18 protein-coding genes are annotated in these 20,017 nt (G+C 56.4%); 5 read left to right on the top strand and 13 right to left on the bottom strand.

The window, feature by feature from the left end:
- Positions 1-238 precede the first annotated feature (238 nt).
- On the top strand, positions 239-2,209 hold the full coding sequence (locus Fuma_RS32485; protein ID WP_077027776.1) for an alpha/beta fold hydrolase: 1,971 nt from the start codon (positions 239-241) through the stop codon (positions 2,207-2,209).
- An 11-nt stretch (positions 2,210-2,220) separates the two neighbouring features.
- On the opposite strand, the gene Fuma_RS32490 is transcribed toward Fuma_RS32485, so the two are convergent.
- The 7 genes from Fuma_RS32490 to glmM all read right to left on the bottom strand — a co-directional run bounded on the left by Fuma_RS32490 (position 2,221) and on the right by glmM (position 8,806).
- Positions 2,221-3,696 (bottom strand): NAD(P)/FAD-dependent oxidoreductase, encoded by a 1,476-nt coding sequence (locus Fuma_RS32490; RefSeq protein WP_077027777.1) that lies wholly within the window; start codon positions 3,694-3,696, stop codon positions 2,221-2,223.
- Positions 3,693-4,637: an archaeosine biosynthesis radical SAM protein RaSEA gene (locus Fuma_RS32495; protein WP_077027778.1), complete on the bottom strand. Its 945-nt coding sequence runs from the start codon at positions 4,635-4,637 to the stop codon at positions 3,693-3,695. Before Fuma_RS32495 ends, Fuma_RS32490 begins: the two co-directional genes overlap by 4 nt.
- A gap of 53 nt (positions 4,638-4,690) precedes the next feature.
- The gene (locus tag Fuma_RS32500; protein ID WP_077027779.1) at positions 4,691-5,275 is read right to left on the bottom strand and encodes a hypothetical protein; all 585 of its coding nucleotides are present in this window, start codon (positions 5,273-5,275) and stop codon (positions 4,691-4,693) included.
- Position 5,276: 1 nt separating this feature from the next.
- Complete coding sequence (locus Fuma_RS32505) at positions 5,277-5,528, bottom strand: hypothetical protein (protein ID WP_077027780.1); 252 nt, start codon at positions 5,526-5,528, stop codon at positions 5,277-5,279.
- Positions 5,529-5,676: 148 nt separating this feature from the next.
- Complete coding sequence (locus tag Fuma_RS32510; RefSeq protein ID WP_077027781.1) at positions 5,677-7,005, bottom strand: asparagine synthase-related protein; 1,329 nt, start codon at positions 7,003-7,005, stop codon at positions 5,677-5,679.
- 11 nt (positions 7,006-7,016) lie between these two features.
- Complete coding sequence (locus Fuma_RS32515) at positions 7,017-7,457, bottom strand: hypothetical protein (RefSeq protein WP_077027782.1); 441 nt, start codon at positions 7,455-7,457, stop codon at positions 7,017-7,019.
- The gene (glmM, locus tag Fuma_RS32520) at positions 7,457-8,806 is read right to left on the bottom strand and encodes a phosphoglucosamine mutase (RefSeq protein ID WP_077027783.1); all 1,350 of its coding nucleotides are present in this window, start codon (positions 8,804-8,806) and stop codon (positions 7,457-7,459) included. Before glmM ends, Fuma_RS32515 begins: the two co-directional genes overlap by 1 nt.
- Before the next feature lie 181 nt (positions 8,807-8,987).
- On the opposite strand from glmM, the gene Fuma_RS32525 reads away from it, so the two are divergent.
- Both Fuma_RS32525 and rlmN read left to right on the top strand, forming a co-directional pair.
- Positions 8,988-9,620, top strand: coding sequence for a hypothetical protein (locus Fuma_RS32525; RefSeq protein ID WP_077027784.1), 633 nt, complete (start codon positions 8,988-8,990; stop codon positions 9,618-9,620).
- A gap of 74 nt (positions 9,621-9,694) precedes the next feature.
- A complete protein-coding gene (gene rlmN, locus Fuma_RS32530; protein ID WP_218922345.1) occupies positions 9,695-10,702 on the top strand; it encodes a 23S rRNA (adenine(2503)-C(2))-methyltransferase RlmN in 1,008 nt (335 codons plus the stop codon).
- A 72-nt stretch (positions 10,703-10,774) separates the two neighbouring features.
- On the opposite strand, the gene Fuma_RS32535 is transcribed toward rlmN, so the two are convergent.
- The 6 genes from Fuma_RS32535 to Fuma_RS32560 all read right to left on the bottom strand — a co-directional run bounded on the left by Fuma_RS32535 (position 10,775) and on the right by Fuma_RS32560 (position 18,299).
- On the bottom strand, positions 10,775-11,095 hold the full coding sequence (locus Fuma_RS32535; protein WP_077027786.1) for a DUF971 domain-containing protein: 321 nt from the start codon (positions 11,093-11,095) through the stop codon (positions 10,775-10,777).
- Between the two features lie 18 nt (positions 11,096-11,113).
- Positions 11,114-11,545, bottom strand: coding sequence for an SMI1/KNR4 family protein (locus Fuma_RS32540; RefSeq protein ID WP_077027787.1), 432 nt, complete (start codon positions 11,543-11,545; stop codon positions 11,114-11,116).
- Between the two features lie 6 nt (positions 11,546-11,551).
- Positions 11,552-13,384, bottom strand: coding sequence for a multiheme c-type cytochrome (locus Fuma_RS32545; protein ID WP_083732485.1), 1,833 nt, complete (start codon positions 13,382-13,384; stop codon positions 11,552-11,554).
- Positions 13,385-13,540: 156 nt separating this feature from the next.
- Positions 13,541-14,764, bottom strand: a complete 1,224-nt coding sequence (locus tag Fuma_RS32550) for a DUF1573 domain-containing protein (RefSeq protein ID WP_077027789.1) — start codon at positions 14,762-14,764, stop codon at positions 13,541-13,543.
- Between the two features lie 9 nt (positions 14,765-14,773).
- Complete coding sequence (locus Fuma_RS32555) at positions 14,774-17,182, bottom strand: O-antigen ligase family protein (RefSeq protein ID WP_077027790.1); 2,409 nt, start codon at positions 17,180-17,182, stop codon at positions 14,774-14,776.
- Positions 17,183-17,189: 7 nt separating this feature from the next.
- On the bottom strand, positions 17,190-18,299 hold the full coding sequence (locus tag Fuma_RS32560; protein ID WP_077027791.1) for an MraY family glycosyltransferase: 1,110 nt from the start codon (positions 18,297-18,299) through the stop codon (positions 17,190-17,192).
- A gap of 398 nt (positions 18,300-18,697) precedes the next feature.
- Here Fuma_RS32560 and Fuma_RS32565 point away from each other — a divergent pair, with 398 nt between their 5' ends.
- The gene (locus Fuma_RS32565; protein WP_077027792.1) at positions 18,698-19,099 is read left to right on the top strand and encodes a tetratricopeptide repeat protein; all 402 of its coding nucleotides are present in this window, start codon (positions 18,698-18,700) and stop codon (positions 19,097-19,099) included.
- A gap of 238 nt (positions 19,100-19,337) precedes the next feature.
- Positions 19,338-20,006 (top strand): penicillin-binding protein activator LpoB, encoded by a 669-nt coding sequence (locus tag Fuma_RS32570; RefSeq protein ID WP_077027793.1) that lies wholly within the window; start codon positions 19,338-19,340, stop codon positions 20,004-20,006.
- The last annotated feature ends 11 nt before the right edge of the window (positions 20,007-20,017 follow it).

Below are 20,017 nucleotides of genomic sequence, written 5' to 3' on the forward strand. Positions count from 1 at the left end.
TGATTCACCATTTTATTTGCATACATTGGCCCCGCCGGGCAGGAATGCCAGCGTCAACACTGGCATTGACCTAAATCCCGCCTCGTAAGACTCTACGCTACCTTTCCTGTCAATCACCGGAAGTCTTATTCGGCTTTCCGCCTGTCGCCATAAAGCCAACCAGTCAAACGACTTCCGGTTCTGTAATATCCTGATCTGACGAATTGCCGTCCATTGCGATGGCTCATTTTCCTCGGACATGCGCTACCGTTCCGCCGCAAAATCGATTCGACTGCTGATTCTGCTTGCCGCCGCCTGCTCTGTGGTAAGCGGGCTGGGGGGCTGTACGACTGTCCAGTTTGTCGAATTGCGAGAAAAACCTTCGAATCCGATCACAGGACGCCTGACGCTTTCGGCGTTTGGCGACGCAGGCCCGTCCGCCAGAACGAATCGCTTTCTAGCTGGAACTTCGTACGCAGGCGGCGACGATTATCTGCGAATGCTGAGGCATTGCCGCATGCGGATTAACGGGTGGAATCGCCACGAAGCATTGCACGCCACGGCCGAACTGAATTATCTCGCCGCAGAAAACGCGAAACGGTCCGACCCGGGCCTGGCCATGGAGTTGTATCTGGATGCCGCTCGGTTTAGCTGGGACTACGTTACGACCCCGGCTCCGGACGGCCGCCTTGCCGATCCCAATTCGAATCCACATCGGGAAACGAGCGAGGTCTACAACACCAGCCTGGAGCAACTACTGAGGCTCGCGAAGAGCAGCGGCGATTATCACCTCGGCCGTTCCATTCGCCTGCCCGTTAGTGGTCGGCTGATGCAAGTCGAAATCCCCTACCCCACGCGTTGGCTGAGTGCCGAGCAGATTGGTGAATTTGATTTCGTATCAAACTACGAACTTAAGAACCTCAGAAACCGGCACGCCAAACCGGGCCTGGGAGTGCCCGTGATGGTTCGCCGAAAACGTCAGGCATCTGAGAAGAACCTTGAGACGTATTACGAGGACGGCCTGAGTTTTCCAGTGACGCTGGTTGCCAGATTTCCGCCCGCCGATCCGCGCGTGTCTCCGACGGAGCAGAACGTCCGGTTGCAGATGTTTGACCCTCGCGAATCCGACGGTGTTATCGTTGATCGCACGTTGCTGCCGCTGGAATCGGATCTCAGTACGCCGCTGGCTTGGTTCCTGACCAACCCGAAGAAATCGCTGCTGGAAACGTTCGCTTTTCTGCGCCCGGATAAGGCTCGACACCTGGAAGGTCTTTACATGATCACGCCGTACGACCCGGACCGCATTCCTGTGTTGATGGTGCATGGCGTTTGGTCGAGTCCTATGACGTGGATGGAAATGTTCAACGACCTGCAAAACGATCCGCTGTTGCGGGACAAATACCAATTCTGGTTTTACATGTATCCCACGGGCGAACCACTCACTTTTGCTGCCGCCAATCTGCGAGACCGCTTGAAGGGGCTGCGGCATCGCTGCGATCCGCACGGACGGAACGACAAGCTGGACCAAATGGTCGTGGTCGGACACAGTATGGGCGGATTGATGTCGTACCTGTTGACCGTCGACAGCGAAGACAAACTTTGGAATTCACTTAGCAAAATTCCAGTCGAACAGATTCAGGGTGATCCGGAAGTTCAGAACGAAATTCGCCGTGTGTTCTTCTTCGAAAAGGACAATTCAATTGATCGAGTGGTCACGATTGCGAGTCCGTTTAGGGGCAGTGGCTATGCGAATCGTTTCACGCGTTGGCTGAGTGGCTCGCTGGTTTCGCTGCCGAATACGACGTCGCAGTTGAGTCAGTTGATCTTTCGTCAAAACAACCAAAGCATCTGGGATCGCGTTTTTGCGCCGAGAACGAGTCTGGATTCGCTGAACAAAAATTCGGCAGTAATCCGTTTGGTAAACCAGACGACGACGCCGCCGGAAGTGAAACATCACAACGTTGTCGGAGTCAGCAAAGGCAAGTCAGAGTCTGACTGGACGGACGGAGTCGTGCGATTCCGCAGCGCGAGCCGAGCGGATGCGGACAGCGAAATTACTGTTGAGGCCGGCCACAGCGAAGTTCATCGTCATCCAACGGCGATTGCTGAAGTACGTCGCGTCCTGCTGGAACATCTGGACGACGTTGCGATTAAGCGTTATCCAGTCGTCCCGCTAAGTCACGGTGTCATCAACAATACCCCGCCACCGACCAGAAAGCTGGCACCCTGACGAGGCGAACCTCATCCCGGGGCTGCCGTTTTCGCGTACATGCCTTCACACCGGTCATCCAGCAGCCCGACGTGATTCCACGGGGCGATCGTGATTCGTAACCAGTCTCGAAATCGTCGACATGCGGATTCCGAGCGCCCCTCTTCAATCGCGAGCTGTAGTTGGCTCCGAGCATCCAAAACCACGCGCCGGAAATCTTTATCGGTGGCTCGAAGGAACGCTTCGCCCGAACCGTCTGCCGTTTGCTCCATCGACGTGACGGCGGCGAAGTAGAGCATGCACCAGTCGCACCACAGTGGGAAGCTCGGCAACGCTGCATAACAGCCTTCGACCAGCGCATCGATCAAACGAATTTCATCGATGGTGCGGGCCGAGTAGTCTTCCAGGAACCTATGCCGAGATGTGGTAGAAAGGTCAGGCTGTAGAATGTGTGCCAGCCGTTTAACGCCGAACAACGTGTGGGCGATCCCGGTGCTGTGAAGCGGGCCAATGAATCCGGCCGTGTTCGGAAGTGCGGCCCAGTTGTGACCTGCCGCTTGAGTCGTCAAACGCTGTAGCCGCCCAGACATTCTTAATCCATCGGCCGGGCGGGCAACTTTCGCATCGGCAAACTGCGCCCGCAGAAATGGAAACCGTTGCACTTGCCGTTCCCAGATTTCCATTGGTAACGTCGGCAGGGAGACACGATTTCGATCGACGACAAACCCCGCGCTGACGGTGTCGTCGTCGAAACGCAGCTGCCACATCCAGCCGTCATCCAGCACGTGATGCACAGCCGCAGAATCGCATGGAAACGGGTGCCGATTTGTCGCCAGCCCGGCATTCGACAACATTTGCTCCACCGGCACGACGTTCTGAAAATGAGCGAACACCGCTGCCGAATTCGTTTTGAGCAACTCCGTTTGATTGGCGACACCAAGATGCCGCAAGACCGCACCGGAACCGCCGGTCGCGTCAACGACAAACGGTGCAGTCACATGGAACTCGCCACCGTCACGAGTGGAAACGGCTTGCCACTGTGAATCGGACGATAGCAACTCGTACTGCGCATTTTGGAACTGCAACACTCCTTCTGTTTCTGCCATCTGAAAAAACAGATGGTCCATGTCACTTCTGAGCCAGTGAGTGTCAGACGAGTCGTTGCTGGTGCTGGCGGCGACCAGCAACTGATGAGCCTCGTCGAAAGCTTGTTGTGGTTTGTGACCGAAGTAGCTGAAGCCTCGTTTTGCTCCGCACATGACTTCAGGGAACTCGCGTTTCCATGTGCCATATTTCGTCAGCGGCTTGAGATCAGGCAAGTCGTATCGTTCGGCCAACATACTGAGCGTGGCGTCGGCCAGCGGCGTCGAGGATTCGCCGATTGCAAAACGCGGATGGGACTCACGATCGATGACCGCCACTCGCCGACCCGACTTCGCCAGAATCAGACTCAGCAGGCTGCCACCGAATCCGGAGCCGAGAATGAGCACGTCCACGGAACCAGTCATGGCGACGTTTCCGATGTTACAGCACACGCCGTGCATTCAATCGGCGGTGGCAATTGCTGAGTCAGGTTGATCTCACTCAGTCGCTTTATCCTCGCGTCGGCACAGACGTCGCACGCTGCAAACTGCCGCACGTCCCACAGATCTGCAAACACTCGCCCGCGCTTCCATGCGACGGCTTCCTGCAGAACGACTTCCAGCGAAGTTAGCTGTGGCGGGGTGAATCGGCCACGTTGCTCAAGCTGTTCCATGATCCCGTTGCCAGTGCGGGTTGGAATAACGGCGCAACAGTCGACGCCGCAGTCAAAGGCGAACCGGACGGATTCGATTGCTCGCTGAACACCTTCGTCTTCCGGTGTGTCAGGCGGACGCAGCAGGATGAAGGTTCGCAGTCGAATGTGATTCTGCCGCAGAGATTCACAAGCCGTCGCGAAGTCGCCGACTGTCATCTGCTTGTTCAATTTGGCCAGAGTCGGTTCATGAGACGTCTCCAGCCCCATCGCGATTTCCAGCTGCGTCCCGCACAACTCCTGAAACTCAACGCAGCGGTCACTGCACAGTTGCGGATGGTTTTCGACGATGACCGACTTGAAGCCGCCAACCAGTTCTGCAATTGCTGGGAAGTCTTTGGGCGGAATCGCCTGAGCGTCGAAAAAGTTTCCGCTGTTGTACAGTTTAATGTGCTGAGCTGCTGGCAGCGATTCGAGAGCGTGGCGAATCTGTGTGGGAATCGCTCCGACGGGAACTCGCTGGTCGGTGGTGCTCTGCCACAGGTCACACATCAGACAGCGAAATGGGCACTCCCGATTTGTTAAGAAAATCGTGGCGACGTCTTCAACGATTCCATTGGCTGACAATTCCGGTTCCACGATCGCGTGATACGCTCGGAACGGATCCACGGAATTTTTCGGCCCGCGCGCCGCAAGGATGTCTACGTCATTCATAGTCTATCAAGTGCCCGGTCCCCAGTAGGCCGACCGCAGCCGGGAATCTGAGTTCACGCCAGGCCGGTGTCCTGCAACGCTTCTTCCAACAATTCCGCGACACGCAGAACGGTCGCCCATTTCATAAGATAGTCAATGTCGAGATTGTGTTGCTGGACTGTCAGGACATTTCGAATATCCAGCAACTGCCGCTCGGAAATTCGATTTCCTTTTTCGTACCACACGAGCTTGTTCAGGACGATGTCTTTCGGTGCCGTGATCCAGACTTCCAGTCCGTCGCCTTCCGGACCGAACCAGCGGCGAACGCACCGGCTCATTGCCTGTTGATCGAACTCCCGATCCTTCAGAACAAATATGTCCACTTTTAGGGAGGTCGGATAATGAATGAGATTGAACGACGACCGCCGAGTCACGGCATCCCGAATGGAAGGCACGCTAACGTAAAAATCTTCGCCCAGAAAATCGGCCAATGGTTGAGCATGGCTTACGTCGAGATCAGCTACGACATCCGCGTCGTTTGTCGAACGGGGAGCGCTCCAGGAACTGCTGGCGAGTGACCCGCCAACACAATGACGGATGTTTTTGCGTTCCAGAAATTCGATCACGGGGCGTAGAGCTGCGTAAATGTCGGTGTCCATATCATGGCATCCGGGCACGAACAGCAGCGGCGAGCGCACGGCCGTAGTTGAGTTCGATCAGCATTAGTTTTCGGTCGCGTGCGGTCATTTCGGGATAGGCATCCTCGATCGCCCGAACTGACTGAGCAAACGTGGCTCGGATGAGCGATCTGGTGAGTTCCATCCGCTGAGAAACGGTCATCCGCCGGTAACACTCGTTCTGCACTGCCGCTGCTTCGGCAGAAGTATCGCTGAGTCCTGTTTGGCTTGCCATGATCTGTTCCTCATGTGTTCGGTTGTCGATACGTCACATTCTACGCGAGGCCAGTGCCTCAGACCATTCGAGCTGCCGCTCGGAAATGCTTGCGCTGGTCGTTGTGAAAACCTGACTCAACGCTAACAAATTACCGTTAACCAGAAGTCTACGCGAAGATTTCACGAAACGCATCTCGATAACATTGTTCGTCGGCCGGAAACAGGCTCGTAAACGTTGCATCATTTGCCACGCCGTGTTGGAACCGTCGTTTTTCGAAGACTGGCATCGTCAAGCCCGTGATCTGTTCGATGCCGCGTCGGACGATCTCACCCTTTAACGCATACAGCTTGTCGTGTTGCCAGTCGGTCAGTTCGATAAACGGGATGCCTTCAGATACTTCGATCACGTTGGGCAATGCGAAGGGACTGAGGTCTTTAAAACCGTACTTTCTTCCAGGAGCCCACGATCGCACGTGTCCGCGACTTTGTCCGCCGCTGTACGTCAGCGAATGCTTAATTGCGTCGACGCCCCAACCTTCGTGGTACAGCATCAAATTGTTGAGCACGCTGCGAATGGTTAGTTCACTGTTTTCTTCGATCGGGTAGTCCTTCAGATTTTCGTCGCCACCGTCGCCATCCAGCAGATACGTCCAGTCCGGGTACCGGTTGCGGATTTCGCGGCACAATGCCAACGTCATTGTGGCGGCCTGAACGTCCAGCGGTTTGTAGTCCTCGATGACTCGAACGGCTTCTCGAAAATCGATCGCCGACGCGGGAACGTCGATGACTTCCAGAAACAGGCCCAGGTCCAGTTCGTTCATGAACTGGACGGCTTGAGCGGCATCCTGTCCTTCGTTGTCAACAGACAGCGTGAACGCCTTCAGCCTGGCGGGCGATTCGCCTCGTTTTAGCATGCAGTCATAAGTCGCGCAGAACACGGCGCCGCTGTCGATGCCGCCGCTGAACAGTACGCCGATGGGTTCGGTAGACGGAATTTGATCCAGCCACTTTGCGATTTCAGTTTGCAGAGCCGCAATGTACGCGTAGCCGATTTTGTCCAGATCCGACGGCAGCCGATTTCGTTCCGGCTCAAAAAAACGGTCGTAGTTGGGGTTGGGATCCGGACAGCCGAGTAAAGCGATCTCGACGATATGATGAGCGGGCACCATTCTTGTGTACGACGGATGAAACTGGTCGGCCAGACCTTCGGCCTTCAGCCATTCCAGAATCTCTTCCATTCGTTCCGCTACAACAAGGCACGGCCCGGCGACTTGTTTCGCCAGAAAGTAACGCATTGGCCGTCCGATAGATCGAGCCATCCGGACGATGTTTCCATTGCGATGCACGAGGGCAAACTGACCATCAATGCTTCTCAGTTTTTTTGCGTCGCCGCTGCCAAGAATTTCAACGGCTTGTTCTGCCGTGACGTTGAAGATCGTGTTCGCTTCAGGATCGAGCAGATTCACAAAGCGTTCGATGTAGGCATGTTCCGACATGGCAATTCTTTCTACGGATTTTCCGCGACTGTCGCTGGCGGAGTTGTGAGCGAATGCAGCAGGTGAGCGACATCCGGCTGATTCAGTTTCCACGGTCCGTGCGTCGCTCCGCTGCTTCCGGAATCGCCTCCCTGACTTTGCAGCCAGGCCAGTCCGGACTGTTGGTCAACCGTCAGAGCAAACCTCACGCCCGTGGCAGCGATGTGTTGCGGAATCGGAATTGGAATCGAGGTGGACGACCCAGGATTGGCACTCACTTGCTGAATTGCGCCGTCCGACGGCAACGACTTCAAGCGTTTGGCCCATTCGTAGTGATCGATTCGTGGATCAACGGGCGGTGCCGTCGCCGTTCTGCGTGAAAGCCGCGCTTGACGCGATTCAGGCTGAGAACATCCCGTGACCGTCGTGAGTGCTGCAATTAGGCAGACCAGGATCGTCGTGCGCCCCTTCATTACTTCACCGCTTTCTTCACGATGTCCATCGCCTGCTGACAAAGCGCTGTAGCGTCTTCCGTTTCCGGAGCCTCCGCGATGACTCGCAAAATCGGCTCTGTGTTGCTGGCTCGCACCTGAACCCAGCGGTCCGGCCAATCCAGTCGTAATCCGTCGCCTTCCGAGGCCGTTGCGTCGCTGAAGTTGGACCGCAACGCATCGCAGGCTGCTCCGACGGCTTCCTTCGGACACTCAAGCTTGTCCTTAACGATCGTGTAGAACGGCAGTTGGTCGGCCCATTCCTCAAGAGTGCATTCTCGCTTGACCAGGCCATCCAGCACGTACGCCATCGACACCAGACTGTCTCGCACATAGCCGACGCGCGGATCAATCACGCCGCCGTTTCCTTCGCCGCCGAGTTCCGCTGAAACGGCTCGCATCTTGGCACACACATGCGCTTCACCGACGAACGCTCGATGAAATTGGCAGCCATGCTTCTTTGCGATGTCGGCCGTGATGCGGCTGGTTGAGCCGTTGACGACGAATGGGCCTTTCCGAGTTTCCAAAACATGATCAGCGGCCAGAGCCAGCGTTAATTCTTCGCCGATGTAGCGGCCCCGGTTGTCGACGATCGCCAGGCGGTCGGCGTCGGGATCCTGAGCGAACCCGGCATCCGCGCCTTGCTTTTCGACAGCGTCGCAAAGGTCACCCAGATTCTGTTCGACAGGTTCGGGAATGTGTTCGAATTTTCCGTCCGGTGTACCGCCCAGAACGGTGACGTCGCAGCCGAGGGCCTTCAATAGTTGAGGGCCGCACATAGCGCCGCTGCCGTGATTGCAGTCGAGCACCACTTTGAATTTGCGAGCTCGAATCGCATCTGCATCGACCAGGGAAAGCACTTTGTCGATGTGCGGCCCGGCGGGGTCTTCGATGGTGGTGAGCGTGCCGAGTTCCGTCCAGTCTTTCCAGACAATTTCGTCGTCACGCAGAATCTGGATCAATTGCTGGCCCAGATCGCGATTGAAAACAGATCCGTCCGGAGCGAACGGTTTCAGTCCGTTCCATTCGATCGGGTTGTGGCTGGCCGTAATCTGCAGGCCGCCCGCCGCTTCGTAGTGTTTGATTAGCACGCCGCACGTGGGGGTCGACGCAATGCCCGCATCAAGGACGTCGCAGCCAGTCGAAAGTAATGCAGACAGGACGGCGTGGTAGACAGCGGGCCCCGTGCTGCGGCCGTCTCGCGATACGACAATCTTGCCACCGCTGAACATGGTGCCGAGGGCCGCCGAGAATTCCGCGACATAAAGAGGGTCCAGCCCGTCGCCGATGATGCCCCGCAGCCCGGAAATGCTTAGTATTCGCGTTGACACGTTCGCCTCCGTGAGAAAACAGGTAGCCGGAAGTGTAGCTGGTTGTCGCAAATTTGCACCAGCCAGGAAAGTCGCCAGACTTCAATGGCATCCATAGCCGATTTCGCCTGAAATCCCGCGTGCTGCGTTGCGGCGAAATCCACAGTGTGAATGACAACGTGATGAAACAACGGCCCCTTCCATGAACTCCACCACCAATGCGGAACAGATTGCTCACCGGCCACAGATTTCGGCCGCCTATGTCGACCCGGTCGACGCTGTCTGGCTGCACGCAGCCAGTCGGATGGGAATGCAGGTGAAGCGAGATCCCAACGTGTTTGCGTCATGGGACGGGCGCGGGACGCTTAGCATCGGAGTTCCCGAGTCGCTGGACCCGGACGACTGTTTGGCTCAGATGGTCCTGCACGAGGTTTGCCACGCCTTGGTGGAAGGCCCGGCCGCCGTTCAACAACCGGACTGGGGCATCCGCATTGACGATCCGGCGCAACGCGTCCGCGAACATGCCTGCCTGCGACTCCAGGCGGCACTCACGACGCCTCATGGCCTGCGGAAGGTTCTTGCGGCCACAACAACCTTCCGCGAATACTACGATGCGCTGCTCGAGGATCCTCTGGCGGCTGGCGATGATCCTGCGATTGCCAAGGCCGTGGAAGGTTGGAAGCGCGCCGTCGAAGGGCCATGGACCGAACCGATTCAAACGGCGTTGACGGCAACGTCTTTGATTGCGAACGCTGTCCAGTATGCCGCCAACACGGATTGCCTGTGGTCGGCGTTTGACTCGGATTCCAAACTAAGATCGGAACCACTCCGCTGACAGATCCAACTGACATCTTCGACGCCGTTGCTATCGAACGCCTGCGGAAGGAACTGCGACTGGACCCGCAGCAGGTGCGAGTCCTGCGCAACAACTTGCTGAAAAAGTTTCAGCCGGACGACGTTGCGCTACAGGCATTCGTCGGCCGGGACCGACTTCGCTGCCACGTGCTGAATGAATTTCAGCGGTGCGATTCCAACATCGACGGAGCCACCAAGCTGTTGTTTCAGACTTCCACAGGCATGCTGATCGAATCGGTGATACTGCGGATCGAAACCGGGCGCACAACGTTGTGCGTGTCGAGTCAGATCGGCTGTGCGGCCGCATGTGACTTTTGCGCCACGGGAAAGATGGGCATTGCTCAAAATCTGGCCGTGTCGGAGATTCTGGATCAGGTCCTGCAGGTCGGTCAATTGCTCAAAGCCGAAGGCCGGCGGCTGGACAATATCGTGTTCATGGGCATGGGGGAACCGTTTCACAATGAGTTGAATTTGCATGAGGCGTTAACGATACTGACCTCGCCGCAAATGTTTGCGAGGTCGCCCGGCAGCATTTTGGTCTCCACGGTGGGAGTGCCTGAGGCCATGATTCGCTGCGCGGAACAGTTCCCCAAAGTGAATCTCGCGCTAAGTCTTCACAGCGTGAACCCGGATGTCCGCGCGAACCTGATTCCGCTCACAAAGAAGCACTCGTTGGACGACTTGCAACGGACCTTAAAAGAGGTCAATCGGATACAGCAGCGTCCGTTGATGGTCGAGTATCTGATGCTGGCCGACCAGAACGATTCGCTGGCTGACGCCGCCGAATTGTGTGAGTGGCTTCACGGGATGTCGGTTCACGTCAACCTGATCCCCTACAACGAAATCGAAGACAGTCCTCACCTGACCGGCAGCAATCCGGATGTGATCACCGCGTTCGCCGACCAAATGAAATCGGCCGATTTTAAGACAACCATTCGCTATTCGCTCGGGAGTGACATCGCGGCCGCGTGTGGGCAGCTTGTGAAGAAGGAAAATCGTCAGCGAGCGATCGCCATCAACGCAGGTGCTGAACTAAGCGTGGACGCCGACTTACGCAGCTGAACACCACGTCGCTGAACACTACCTCGCTGAACACTACGCCGCTTCAAACAGATCGATGCGGAACCATCTGAGCTACGTGGCGGACGCGGATTCTCCGAGACGATCTGCGATTGATCTTAGGTGATCCCACGTAAACAGTCCCGAGTCGTGCGAATCAGACCAGCGGATTTTCAATGCGTAGTTGCCGGTCAACGATACGTCTTCCGGCGCGATGGTTTCAGGCACGGATTCCTTATCCAAAACCTGTCGGCCGGTGAACTCATCCACGCACGCCGCGCAGCGGCAGTCCTGTCGGATCGCTCGAAACGGGATTTGAGACACATCGTCATCCGCCCAGACGAGCTCCAGAATGCCGTCGTCTTTGTGAACGCGAATATTGGCCGGGGTCTTCATGAGCGTGGTATGTCTAAACTAAAACGATTCTGCATCGCAGAAGGTGTCTTCAAGCATTTCGATGAATTCGTCGATCGAATCGGCAAACACTTCGAATTGTACCGACTGGTGATCGTACTGCATCACGCCCTCAACTTCACGGCCGGCATCAATGCAGTAGTAGTCGCCGGAACCAGTTTCGCCAACAATCAGAAACTGCGGCGGCCATACCTGTTCTATACCGTCCGGCTGGACAAGCGTTTCACAGCGGGCTTCGAGGTTAATTTCAAGCACGGATTTTAAATCGTCCAGAAACTCAACCTGAGCCACCGTACCTTCTGCATCGGAATCATCGATGGCTCGCCGCGCCGTTAGCAGGGATGCCGGATAGTCGTTCAGTCGGTCGAGGTATTCCGGCGGCAGCGACGTTTCGAGAAGTTCTTCAAGCTGTTGCAGGGCATCAGAAGTCATACCGGATCAGTCCAAACCATAGTGTTCGACCTTCTTCCAGTATTCTTCAAAGTTGTAATTAGGGCTGTTGTCGGCGTCGTGGCATTTTTCGCACATGCCCTTTTCGGCTTGCGCCTTCGTGACTCGAACAAGCTTTTTTGCTTCTTCAACCTCGTCGGCTTCGATCAGTTCCACATGCCGACTGCCTGGGCCGTGACAGTTTTCACACTGGCTGCCAGCCATCAGCGTATGCAACACTTTTTCGTGGTCGGTTTTGGCGTATTCTTCGTTTAAGAAGCCAGACTGGAACCTTGTGTACTTTTGCGGATCCCAACCGGTGACGTGGCAGGCAAGGCATTCCGGATCGTGCATCCGCTTTATGCCACTCAGTCGCTCGTACCCGAGTCGCTTGTGGACCGGGTCGAGGCTCTCCAATGCGTGAGCATGCGGCGTTTTTTTCCAGATGTCGTAAGCCGTCGTGTGGCATTCGCCGCACTTGTCTGCACCGACAAACGAGTCGCCGGACGGATGAGGATTCCCGACGCCATCCTGCAGCACAATCTCTTCGTCTTTCAGACGCGTCTGATAATTCTGCATCAGCGCGACCATCGACGGCGTGTCGTTGAAGTCGTCTCGTTCCAATGCCACCAGTTGATAACGGAACGGCGTTTCCTTGTCGTCTGGATAGAATCCGAGAACCCCGGCATACTTGCCTTTGCGACCGGCTTCCAACATCAGAGTGTCGCCGATCTTTTTAGGCGGTTTGGTGGGATCGGGATCGCCCGAACATTCCGCCATCAGCACGATATCGAACGCTGGAAACTCAGCCGCCAGAGCTTCGGATTCTTCAATCGTCGACTGTGACAACAGGACTCGCAGATCGACCTGCTGTTCGTCGAAGTCGGCCAGAACTTTCTTTAGCGCGGGGCTGGATTCCTTCCACGTAATGTCAGGATCCGGCAATACTTCTGCCTGCAACGTTTGGCTTAATACAGACGTAACACCAACCTTCACTCCGTTGGCTTCGAACACCGCACTGGGGATCGGTGTGCCGATATCCGGCACGCCGTAGAACTCCAGATTCGCACTTAAAAAGTACAACGGTGTTTCGGCGTCCGAAATGTGCTGCGACATGAGGAAGTCCGGTTTAAGTCGCAGTTCTTCCGGACCGAGGCCGATCGCAACGTATTGAAGGTCTCGCAAAGCGGCCAGGGTTGTTTCCATTTTGATTTGGGCCTGCCGTGTGGTGCGTCGAGCCAGACCGCCGACGTCTAAACCTCGCACAGTCCAGCCAGATTCAACCAGCTTGTTCCGAAGGTCCGCTCGGCGTGACATGCCGCCGAGCTGATTGGCAGTGCAGCCACACGGTTCGAAGAATCCGTGCATCTCACTGGTCAGCATTAAGCTCAGCTTCGGTTTAGGCCATGCTTTCCAGATGGGTTCCCGAGGTGGCGGCTTAACAGCGACGGGCAATTCCGTAGACGGCTCTGCATCTGCGTTCTTGTGTGCTCCGGCATCGTCTGTGGCGGCAGATTCATCTGGCATTGCCTGGCCTTCTGACGCAGCGACCGTTGCCTTCGCATCATCGCTGGAGGTCGGCAGCGGATCCGGCGCTGGTGCTTCTGAAGTGGCCATGTTGCCGATGTCGGCAGGTTCGATCGTCTGATCGGATTGCTCTGTCGCAGCAGTGGCTTCCTGTGGTGGAGTGGTAGCAGAGTCGTCTGCACATCCGGACAAAAGAAGTCCAGCAGAGGCAACCAATGCGAAAACCAGCGACGTCACCGACGCGGCTGGCCGGCGACAAGGATTAGCCGCGGAATTCTTTTGTTGCAAAGCACTTAGGGGAAATGTTGTCGGCATGGATTGGCCTATCGGTCAGTCGAAGTCCTTTTTCAGAACCATAGCCAAACCGCGCGCGTTCGTGAATATCAAAGCCATGTACGGTGGCGCGGAATCATTCAGCGTCGGTTCACGAGCGCGTGGCACCGTGTTGAGCCTGCGCCAAACGGCGTATTGTTAGAACGCCACGAAACTCGCTTTGATATCAATGCTTTGGCCAGACGGATGGTTCGTCTGAATTTTGATCGTCGCGGGATCGTCGCGGTTTCGAGTCATCGCGGGGATCCCCGGCGGTATGCTGACATTCAGCGTGTAGCGTCGCCGTTTGCCCGTGCCTGCCTTTGAAGAATCCAGTTCTACGTTGACAAACGTCGGGTGGGATTCGATCGAGGTGAATTCCAGCTCGTCTTCGAAGTCGGTGTGATCCACCAACAGAATCAAACTTGCCTTACGGCCGTCGGTCGCTCGAAATCGACCCAGCCCAAGGCCGTTTCGTTCTGCCGACCAGGAAACTCCCGGTTGAGGCAAAATTCGAATCGGTCCATCTTTCTGAGCGTGCAGTTCGATCGTTGCTTCACCGTCACCCTTGTCCATCGTTAGGTGCAGTTTCGATTCTATAAGTCCCGGCTTCATGTCCGGCTTGACCGAAACTGCCACTTCATAACCGCTCAAAACTCCGTCTCGCATTTCCAGGCCTTCGATGCGTTCGGGCGTCAGTTTCGTGACGGTGGTTTCAAAGTCTGGTGAATCGCATTTGAAGTCAGTGATTTCGAAATCTTCAAACACCCGCGACAGGATGTAGCCTTCGACCTTGGTGCCACCATCACCGATCGAAGTCGGCACGTTCCAGACGTCGGTTGGCAGAATGTCGAAAGACTGGTCGACGATCCCGACGACGCGGACTCCAAATTCCGGCAGCTCCGGATCATTTGTGTAAATCCGGCCACCGTGAGCGAAATTCGCATCCTTGAATTTTCCAACCCAGCGAATCGTCAACTCGGCCGACTCTCCCGGAGGAACAATTCGGCGAGAGAGTTCAAACTTCGTGCACTTGCAGGTCGGTTCGCCTTCCAGCAATTCCAGATCCGCTTCGCCTTCGTTTTCAATTGTGAACACGTGGTCCTGTTCGCCCCCGACAACCATTCGGCCGAAGTCAAACTCCAGCTCCTCCGCCACCGCTTTCGGCCACGGCCCATTTTCGCTCGCAACCGGACGTTCCGCTTCTTCCGGAGCGCCAGGTTCAGGCAGCGGTTTCGCCGGCCCTGTCTTCAACGTGTCGTCCGCAAGCGTCGGAATCGGCGCGCTGGGAGAGGCGCTCTCGGTTGTCGTCTCCGTTGTCAGCAAGTAGCCGCCACCGAAAATAACGGCCAGAAACAGAAGGATAAATGCTGCGTTTTTCATTGCTGAAAGTCACCGTTGATCATGACTGATTTCCATCAGTCGCTGCCGAATTTCAGGGTCAAGATATCGATCGACGTGACCCCAATCCTGATTGACTTGTTCCTGCCGAAGAGCTCGTTTAGCCGCGTCCACGGCTTCTTCCGTCATTTCCGCTTCCAGGTAGGTCTCCGCCATGTCCGCCAGCAATCGCCCGTGCGTCGGGTAAAGAGCCAGTGCGGCCTCAGCATCGTTGACGGCGGATTGCAGAAGACTTCTGTCGTTAACCGTTCTCCATCCGTAATACACGGCCTGACTTCTTAAATGATAGCCAACCCATCCGCGTCGATCAGCCTCAATCAATGCCGTCGCAGCATCGATCGCGGATTCTAATAACTGTCTGGAGCTGCCGTCATTGTCTGCGGGAAGGTCCCAGCTTTCAATGTCGGCACGATTTTTACCTGCCAGTCCTTCGCCCGCTGCCGCCTCAGCCGAATTCGCATTAAAATCGGATGATCGCGCAGCACGAGCCACGTTGGCCCGCATCACTTTATACGTCAGCCATTCTGCCTTCCGTTGGCGAGATTCCACCGCAAATGGGTCGATTTCAATAGCTCGATCAATCTGCTTCACCGCGTCGGACGCCCTGCCGTTGAGTTGCGAGCTTTGTGCCATCGCCAGGTACTGCTGGCTGGAAACCACGGGAATCAACCCAAATCGCACGGTGCCGACAGCGGCCGCGATGAAAAGTAAAGAAGCAACGCCGCGCAGCACGCGAGGCCCACGCTCCTCTGAGGCTGCTAGATCGGGCGAGCCAACGTCGAAACTACCTTCCGCCGCTGGTCGAGCCGTCGCGGCTGCGTGCAACACAAGGAGCAAGAGCATGACGCCCGAAATCTGTAATCCGCCGGCTCCCAGCAAGTGCACCAGCAGAGCCGCAAAGGCGGCAGTCGCGATACTTCGCGTGGGCTCCCAAAATTTGGCGATCACGGGAAGGATCGCCAAACCGGCCACCGGAACAACCCACAGACCGCTGTCCCATTCCAGCCAACCGCCGTCCGCCAGTCCGACGACGGCCAGGTCTGCAAAGTTGCCACCCTGAATCCAGTACCACACTACATGCAGTCCGAAGCCGCCGAATATCGCCGGGATCAGCCCGGAACCGCGAATGGCCAGCCGCCGCGACGGTGGAGGCGCTGTGCCGCGGGGATCGTTTTCAGCAGGACCGGAAGACGCGAGCAGACCACTTAGCATCAACAGCCCGACACCCGCCAAACCGGCGAGCCCGACTGACGCCCAGGCGTCCAGAACTATGTTGTGAGGATCCAGAATCTCTTCGCTGGCTTCGGCCGCTTTGTGAGTGAGGTACGCATTCCGGAAGTTCCCCGGCCCCGCGCCAAAGATCGGATCGTCCTGGATCACTCCGGCCGCCCCCAGCCAGTACAGCAGACGAAACTGCAATGATCGAGGAGATTCCAGAACGACTTCCTTGTCGATCGCTCCCGTCAGCACGCCGGTCGTGACAACACCAACAAGGCCGCACAAACCGATCAGTAGAATGGGGCGTAGCTTCGTCATCGTCGCGTGACTTCGCCGCTGCAAAAGCAACAACGTCAGCCCGACAAAACCTGCGACCCACGCTGTGCGACTTTTCGTCAGCAGTAAGCAGTAAGCGATCACAATCAATGCGAGAGTCAACCCCGCACGACTAAGCACGCTGCGCTTAGAATCTCCAAAAGCCGTCAGTACGCCGCTGGCCAAAATCAGCAACGCAACGACCAACAGGCCACCCAGTGAATTAGCCAACGCAAACGCTCCGATTGGTTCAGAACTTGCCAACAATCGCTGTTCGAATAACTCCCGTTTGCGACCGGACGGTGGAATGCCGTGCCGTTGTAGTTCCTGCTGAACGACGGCCACTTCCAACGCACTTTGAGCTGCCGCGCCTTCCGTTGTCGAATCCAGTTTTGAACGCTGCTGCAGGTACCATTCTGCTTTGCGAGGAAAGCTGATGTGGTGCTGACAGATTCCCAAAGCGGCCGAACCGAATCCCAGAGCGGTGATCAGAATCAACACGCTCCGTCGACCATTCGACTCCTGACAAAGCCGACGAGTGATCCACCATGCCACGCCAATCGCCGTCCATTCGAACGCCAGGTTCAACGCGGCTCGCCGATCGCCCAACGTCTTAAAAACGTGCCACGTCGACAACCAAAACGCGAAAACCAACAACACGACCGCAGGCGCGGCGAAGCGTTCAAACCCTCGCTTTTGTTCTGAGGTGGATCGCACAGCCGGAGTCGCGTTCCACGCGCAGATGGCTCCGCCGACAAGCCACGCTACCACAAGGTAAAGGCCGTCACCGCGAATGGCTCCTTCCGACGGCCACATTAAGCTGGCCGTCAACAGACTGCCGAAGACGATTGTGTTCAGATGACGCATCGGGGGCTCACGGAACTCGCTTCTGTTCGTCGGCAATGCTTCGCCGGCCGACGGTTTCGAGAATAGACACCAGCGATAGCACGCAGAAAATCAAAGCGATGATCAGCCATGCCCCCGTCCAATCCGTGACTTTGTAAAGCAGCAGTCCACCCAGTCCCGTCATGAGTGTGGCCAGATGGATCGTCAGCACCGCGCGCGAAGGGCGTAGTCCCAGCTCGACAAGGCGGTGTGAAAAGTGACTCTTGTCGCCATGAAACGGGCTGCGGCCGCTGCGGAGTCGAATCCAGATGACGGTTACAAAATCGTACAACGGAATGGCCAGCACGCACAACGGCGCCAGAATCACGTGCCGGCTGCCGGAATGTTCGTAAAAGGTTCCCGCCACCGTAAATGTCGCCAGAAGAAAGCCGACCAGGTTGCTGCCGCTGTCGCCCATGAAAATGGTCGCAGGTGGTCGGTTCCAGCACAAAAAGCCGCCAAGCGATCCGGCCAGCAGCAGCAATCCCGCGACGACAACTTCGTGGGGCTGACGAACCATTACCAGCAGAACGCCGGCCGACATCAAAGCGGCGATGATTCCGATGCCCGCCGACAACCCGTCCATATTGTCCAGAAAGTTCATCGCATTTGTCAGCACCAAAATCCACAGCACCGTTACCACGATGCCGATCCACGGTTGAGCGACAAACACGGTCGCTTTTACGCCGCTTAACGTGACTCCTAACGCGACAGACGCCTGAATTCCCAGACGCAGCTTCCAAGACAGGTTCCAGCGGTCATCGGCCAGGCCAGTTGCAAACAAGATGGCCGCTCCGCCCACGATCCCGGCCGTTTGCAGCGCGACCGCTCGGTCACCAGACAGGCTGCTGATCAGCCCGCCGAAGTAGGCAGACTGAGCATTTGCCGCGTTTTGGAAAACGACCAGCAGCCCAATGGGAATAACCAGCCCCAAGAAGACGGCAATTCCGCCGCCCATCGGCGTCGGAGTGACGTGAACTTTTCGGTCTCCCGGCAAATCGACCAACCCCAGAATTGGCGCAGCTCGCCTCACAATCGGCGTTGCGAATAGGGAGACGAAAAATGCGGCAAAAAACGTCGCCAGAACAAACAGCAGCATGGACTCACTTTCAGACGGCCCTCCAAAACACGATCGGCCGCAGAAACCTACGGCAAACGCCTACGTGGCGACAGGCATAAAACCGAACTGAGGCGGGATTCGTTGGGTCTGAGGGACGTCGCCAGATTGTAAATTCGCCATTTTGGAGGCCTGTCCGGGGCGCAAACGCGCATGATTTTTGAAATTTGCGACACCGCAGGATCACGGATTTGTAGTTTTTGGCAGCTTAAACCAACTGGTGGTCGCTGAAGTGAAACTCGCGCAACTGCTTGTGACAGAATGGTTTGCGACACAAATTTTCAAATTGTTGCGGTTTTGGCGCGGCACTTGCCAACACTTGTTATCAGAACGAGTCAATCACTCTTCAAACCGGAATCAATCTGAGAAGGATATAAATCATGAGAAGCCAAATCACTCCTCGATCAATTCGCCACCTTGTTGCTGCTGACGGTTACATGGCTCTGAACATGAACACGCGAGCCGTCGCGGAACTCGAAAAGACTGATGATCTCGGACCGCTGGAAGGCCCTCGCCGCCTGCTGCTGGGCCTGGCCCTCAAACGCTCAGGCGAAGAAGAATCAGCGATTCCTCACCTGGAACAAGCCGCTCGGCTGATGCCGACTCCCGTCCGTCGCTTTGCCTGGAGCGAATTGGTGAGCTGTTATCGGTCGATGGGCAACGATGAACTGGCCGATCTTGCCGAAACTCTCGGCGGTGATACAGAGTTCGAATTGCGAATCGCTCTGCCGTTTTCCGAGCTGAATATCACGTCGACAGAACGAGCCGTAGAACTGAATTGACCTAAGTCGTTCTGTACCAACGCTTCTCAGCGATCACTTCTCCTAAAGGGGGCCTGCACACGACCGGGCCCCTTTTTTTATGCGCTAATTCGATCCGTTTGGCACGCTTGATCCCCTCTTGGCATGGTCGCAGCCTGATCCGTAACCTACGCGATATGCCTGTTGAAGGTGATTCGAAAGCGCCGATCCTGATTGCAACGATTGGCTTGCTTCAACTGCTCGTTCGATGGATCGAACTATGAATAAGACGTCCGCCTGTATTGTCGTGATGCTGTCTCTGACAGCCATTGTGTGTCTGCCCGGTTGCCGGGGCCGCCAGCATGCTCATGTGCTGACGAAGAATGACGAGGACATGGTCGGCAGCCACGAAGCGGGGGCTGAAACATGGAAGCCGCTGATCAACGAAGCCGTTGCCAAGATGCTTGGGCGAGCCTGCATGGACGTGCAGACTGTGTCTTACACCGAACCAGGCGGACTACCGGTTCGCAAGGTCTGCTTTGTCGGTGTTGAAAACAAAAGCAGCGAACCCATCGGAGATTTCCGAGAGCAAATCTACGAGCACATTGATTCTCAAATCGGGCAGGCGGATCACTTCCGGATGATCAGCCGCCGCTACGTCGAAGCGGCGATGGCGGAATGCCGCTGCCGCCCTGACCTCTTGGTTCTACCGGCCAAACAACGAGAACTTCAGGCCGCGCTGGAACGAGCTGACCAGCCGTTCGACTTTCTGCTGTTCGCTCAAATTACATCCGGGACGACTCGAAGCAACAAAGACTACCAGCGTGACTACCTGTTGACGCTTGAGTTGCTGGACGTCCACTCCGGCGAAGCACTGAAAGAATCAGCGACGCTGCGCAAGGGATATCACAAATCGAAACTCGGCGAGTTGCGTCATTACGGTCGGTAAGGCATGCAAAG

It is taken from the genome of Fuerstiella marisgermanici (assembly GCF_001983935.1).
GTDB classification, from domain to species: domain Bacteria; phylum Planctomycetota; class Planctomycetia; order Planctomycetales; family Planctomycetaceae; genus Fuerstiella; species Fuerstiella marisgermanici.

Coding starts and splice junctions, on each gene's coding strand:
- Fuma_RS32485 (WP_077027776.1), top strand. CDS start 239: ATGCGCTACCGTTCCGCCGCAAAATCGATTCGACTGCTGATTCTGCTT.
- Fuma_RS32490 (WP_077027777.1), bottom strand. CDS start 3,696: ATGACTGGTTCCGTGGACGTGCTCATTCTCGGCTCCGGATTCGGTGGC.
- Fuma_RS32495 (WP_077027778.1), bottom strand. CDS start 4,637: ATGAATGACGTAGACATCCTTGCGGCGCGCGGGCCGAAAAATTCCGTG.
- Fuma_RS32500 (WP_077027779.1), bottom strand. CDS start 5,275: ATGGACACCGACATTTACGCAGCTCTACGCCCCGTGATCGAATTTCTG.
- Fuma_RS32505 (WP_077027780.1), bottom strand. CDS start 5,528: ATGGCAAGCCAAACAGGACTCAGCGATACTTCTGCCGAAGCAGCGGCA.
- Fuma_RS32510 (WP_077027781.1), bottom strand. CDS start 7,005: ATGTCGGAACATGCCTACATCGAACGCTTTGTGAATCTGCTCGATCCT.
- Fuma_RS32515 (WP_077027782.1), bottom strand. CDS start 7,457: ATGAAGGGGCGCACGACGATCCTGGTCTGCCTAATTGCAGCACTCACG.
- Fuma_RS32525 (WP_077027784.1), top strand. CDS start 8,988: ATGAACTCCACCACCAATGCGGAACAGATTGCTCACCGGCCACAGATT.
- Fuma_RS32535 (WP_077027786.1), bottom strand. CDS start 11,095: ATGAAGACCCCGGCCAATATTCGCGTTCACAAAGACGACGGCATTCTG.
- Fuma_RS32540 (WP_077027787.1), bottom strand. CDS start 11,545: ATGACTTCTGATGCCCTGCAACAGCTTGAAGAACTTCTCGAAACGTCG.
- Fuma_RS32545 (WP_083732485.1), bottom strand. CDS start 13,384: ATGCCGACAACATTTCCCCTAAGTGCTTTGCAACAAAAGAATTCCGCG.
- Fuma_RS32550 (WP_077027789.1), bottom strand. CDS start 14,764: ATGAAAAACGCAGCATTTATCCTTCTGTTTCTGGCCGTTATTTTCGGT.
- Fuma_RS32555 (WP_077027790.1), bottom strand. CDS start 17,182: ATGCGTCATCTGAACACAATCGTCTTCGGCAGTCTGTTGACGGCCAGC.
- Fuma_RS32560 (WP_077027791.1), bottom strand. CDS start 18,299: ATGCTGCTGTTTGTTCTGGCGACGTTTTTTGCCGCATTTTTCGTCTCC.
- Fuma_RS32565 (WP_077027792.1), top strand. CDS start 18,698: ATGAGAAGCCAAATCACTCCTCGATCAATTCGCCACCTTGTTGCTGCT.
- Fuma_RS32570 (WP_077027793.1), top strand. CDS start 19,338: ATGAATAAGACGTCCGCCTGTATTGTCGTGATGCTGTCTCTGACAGCC.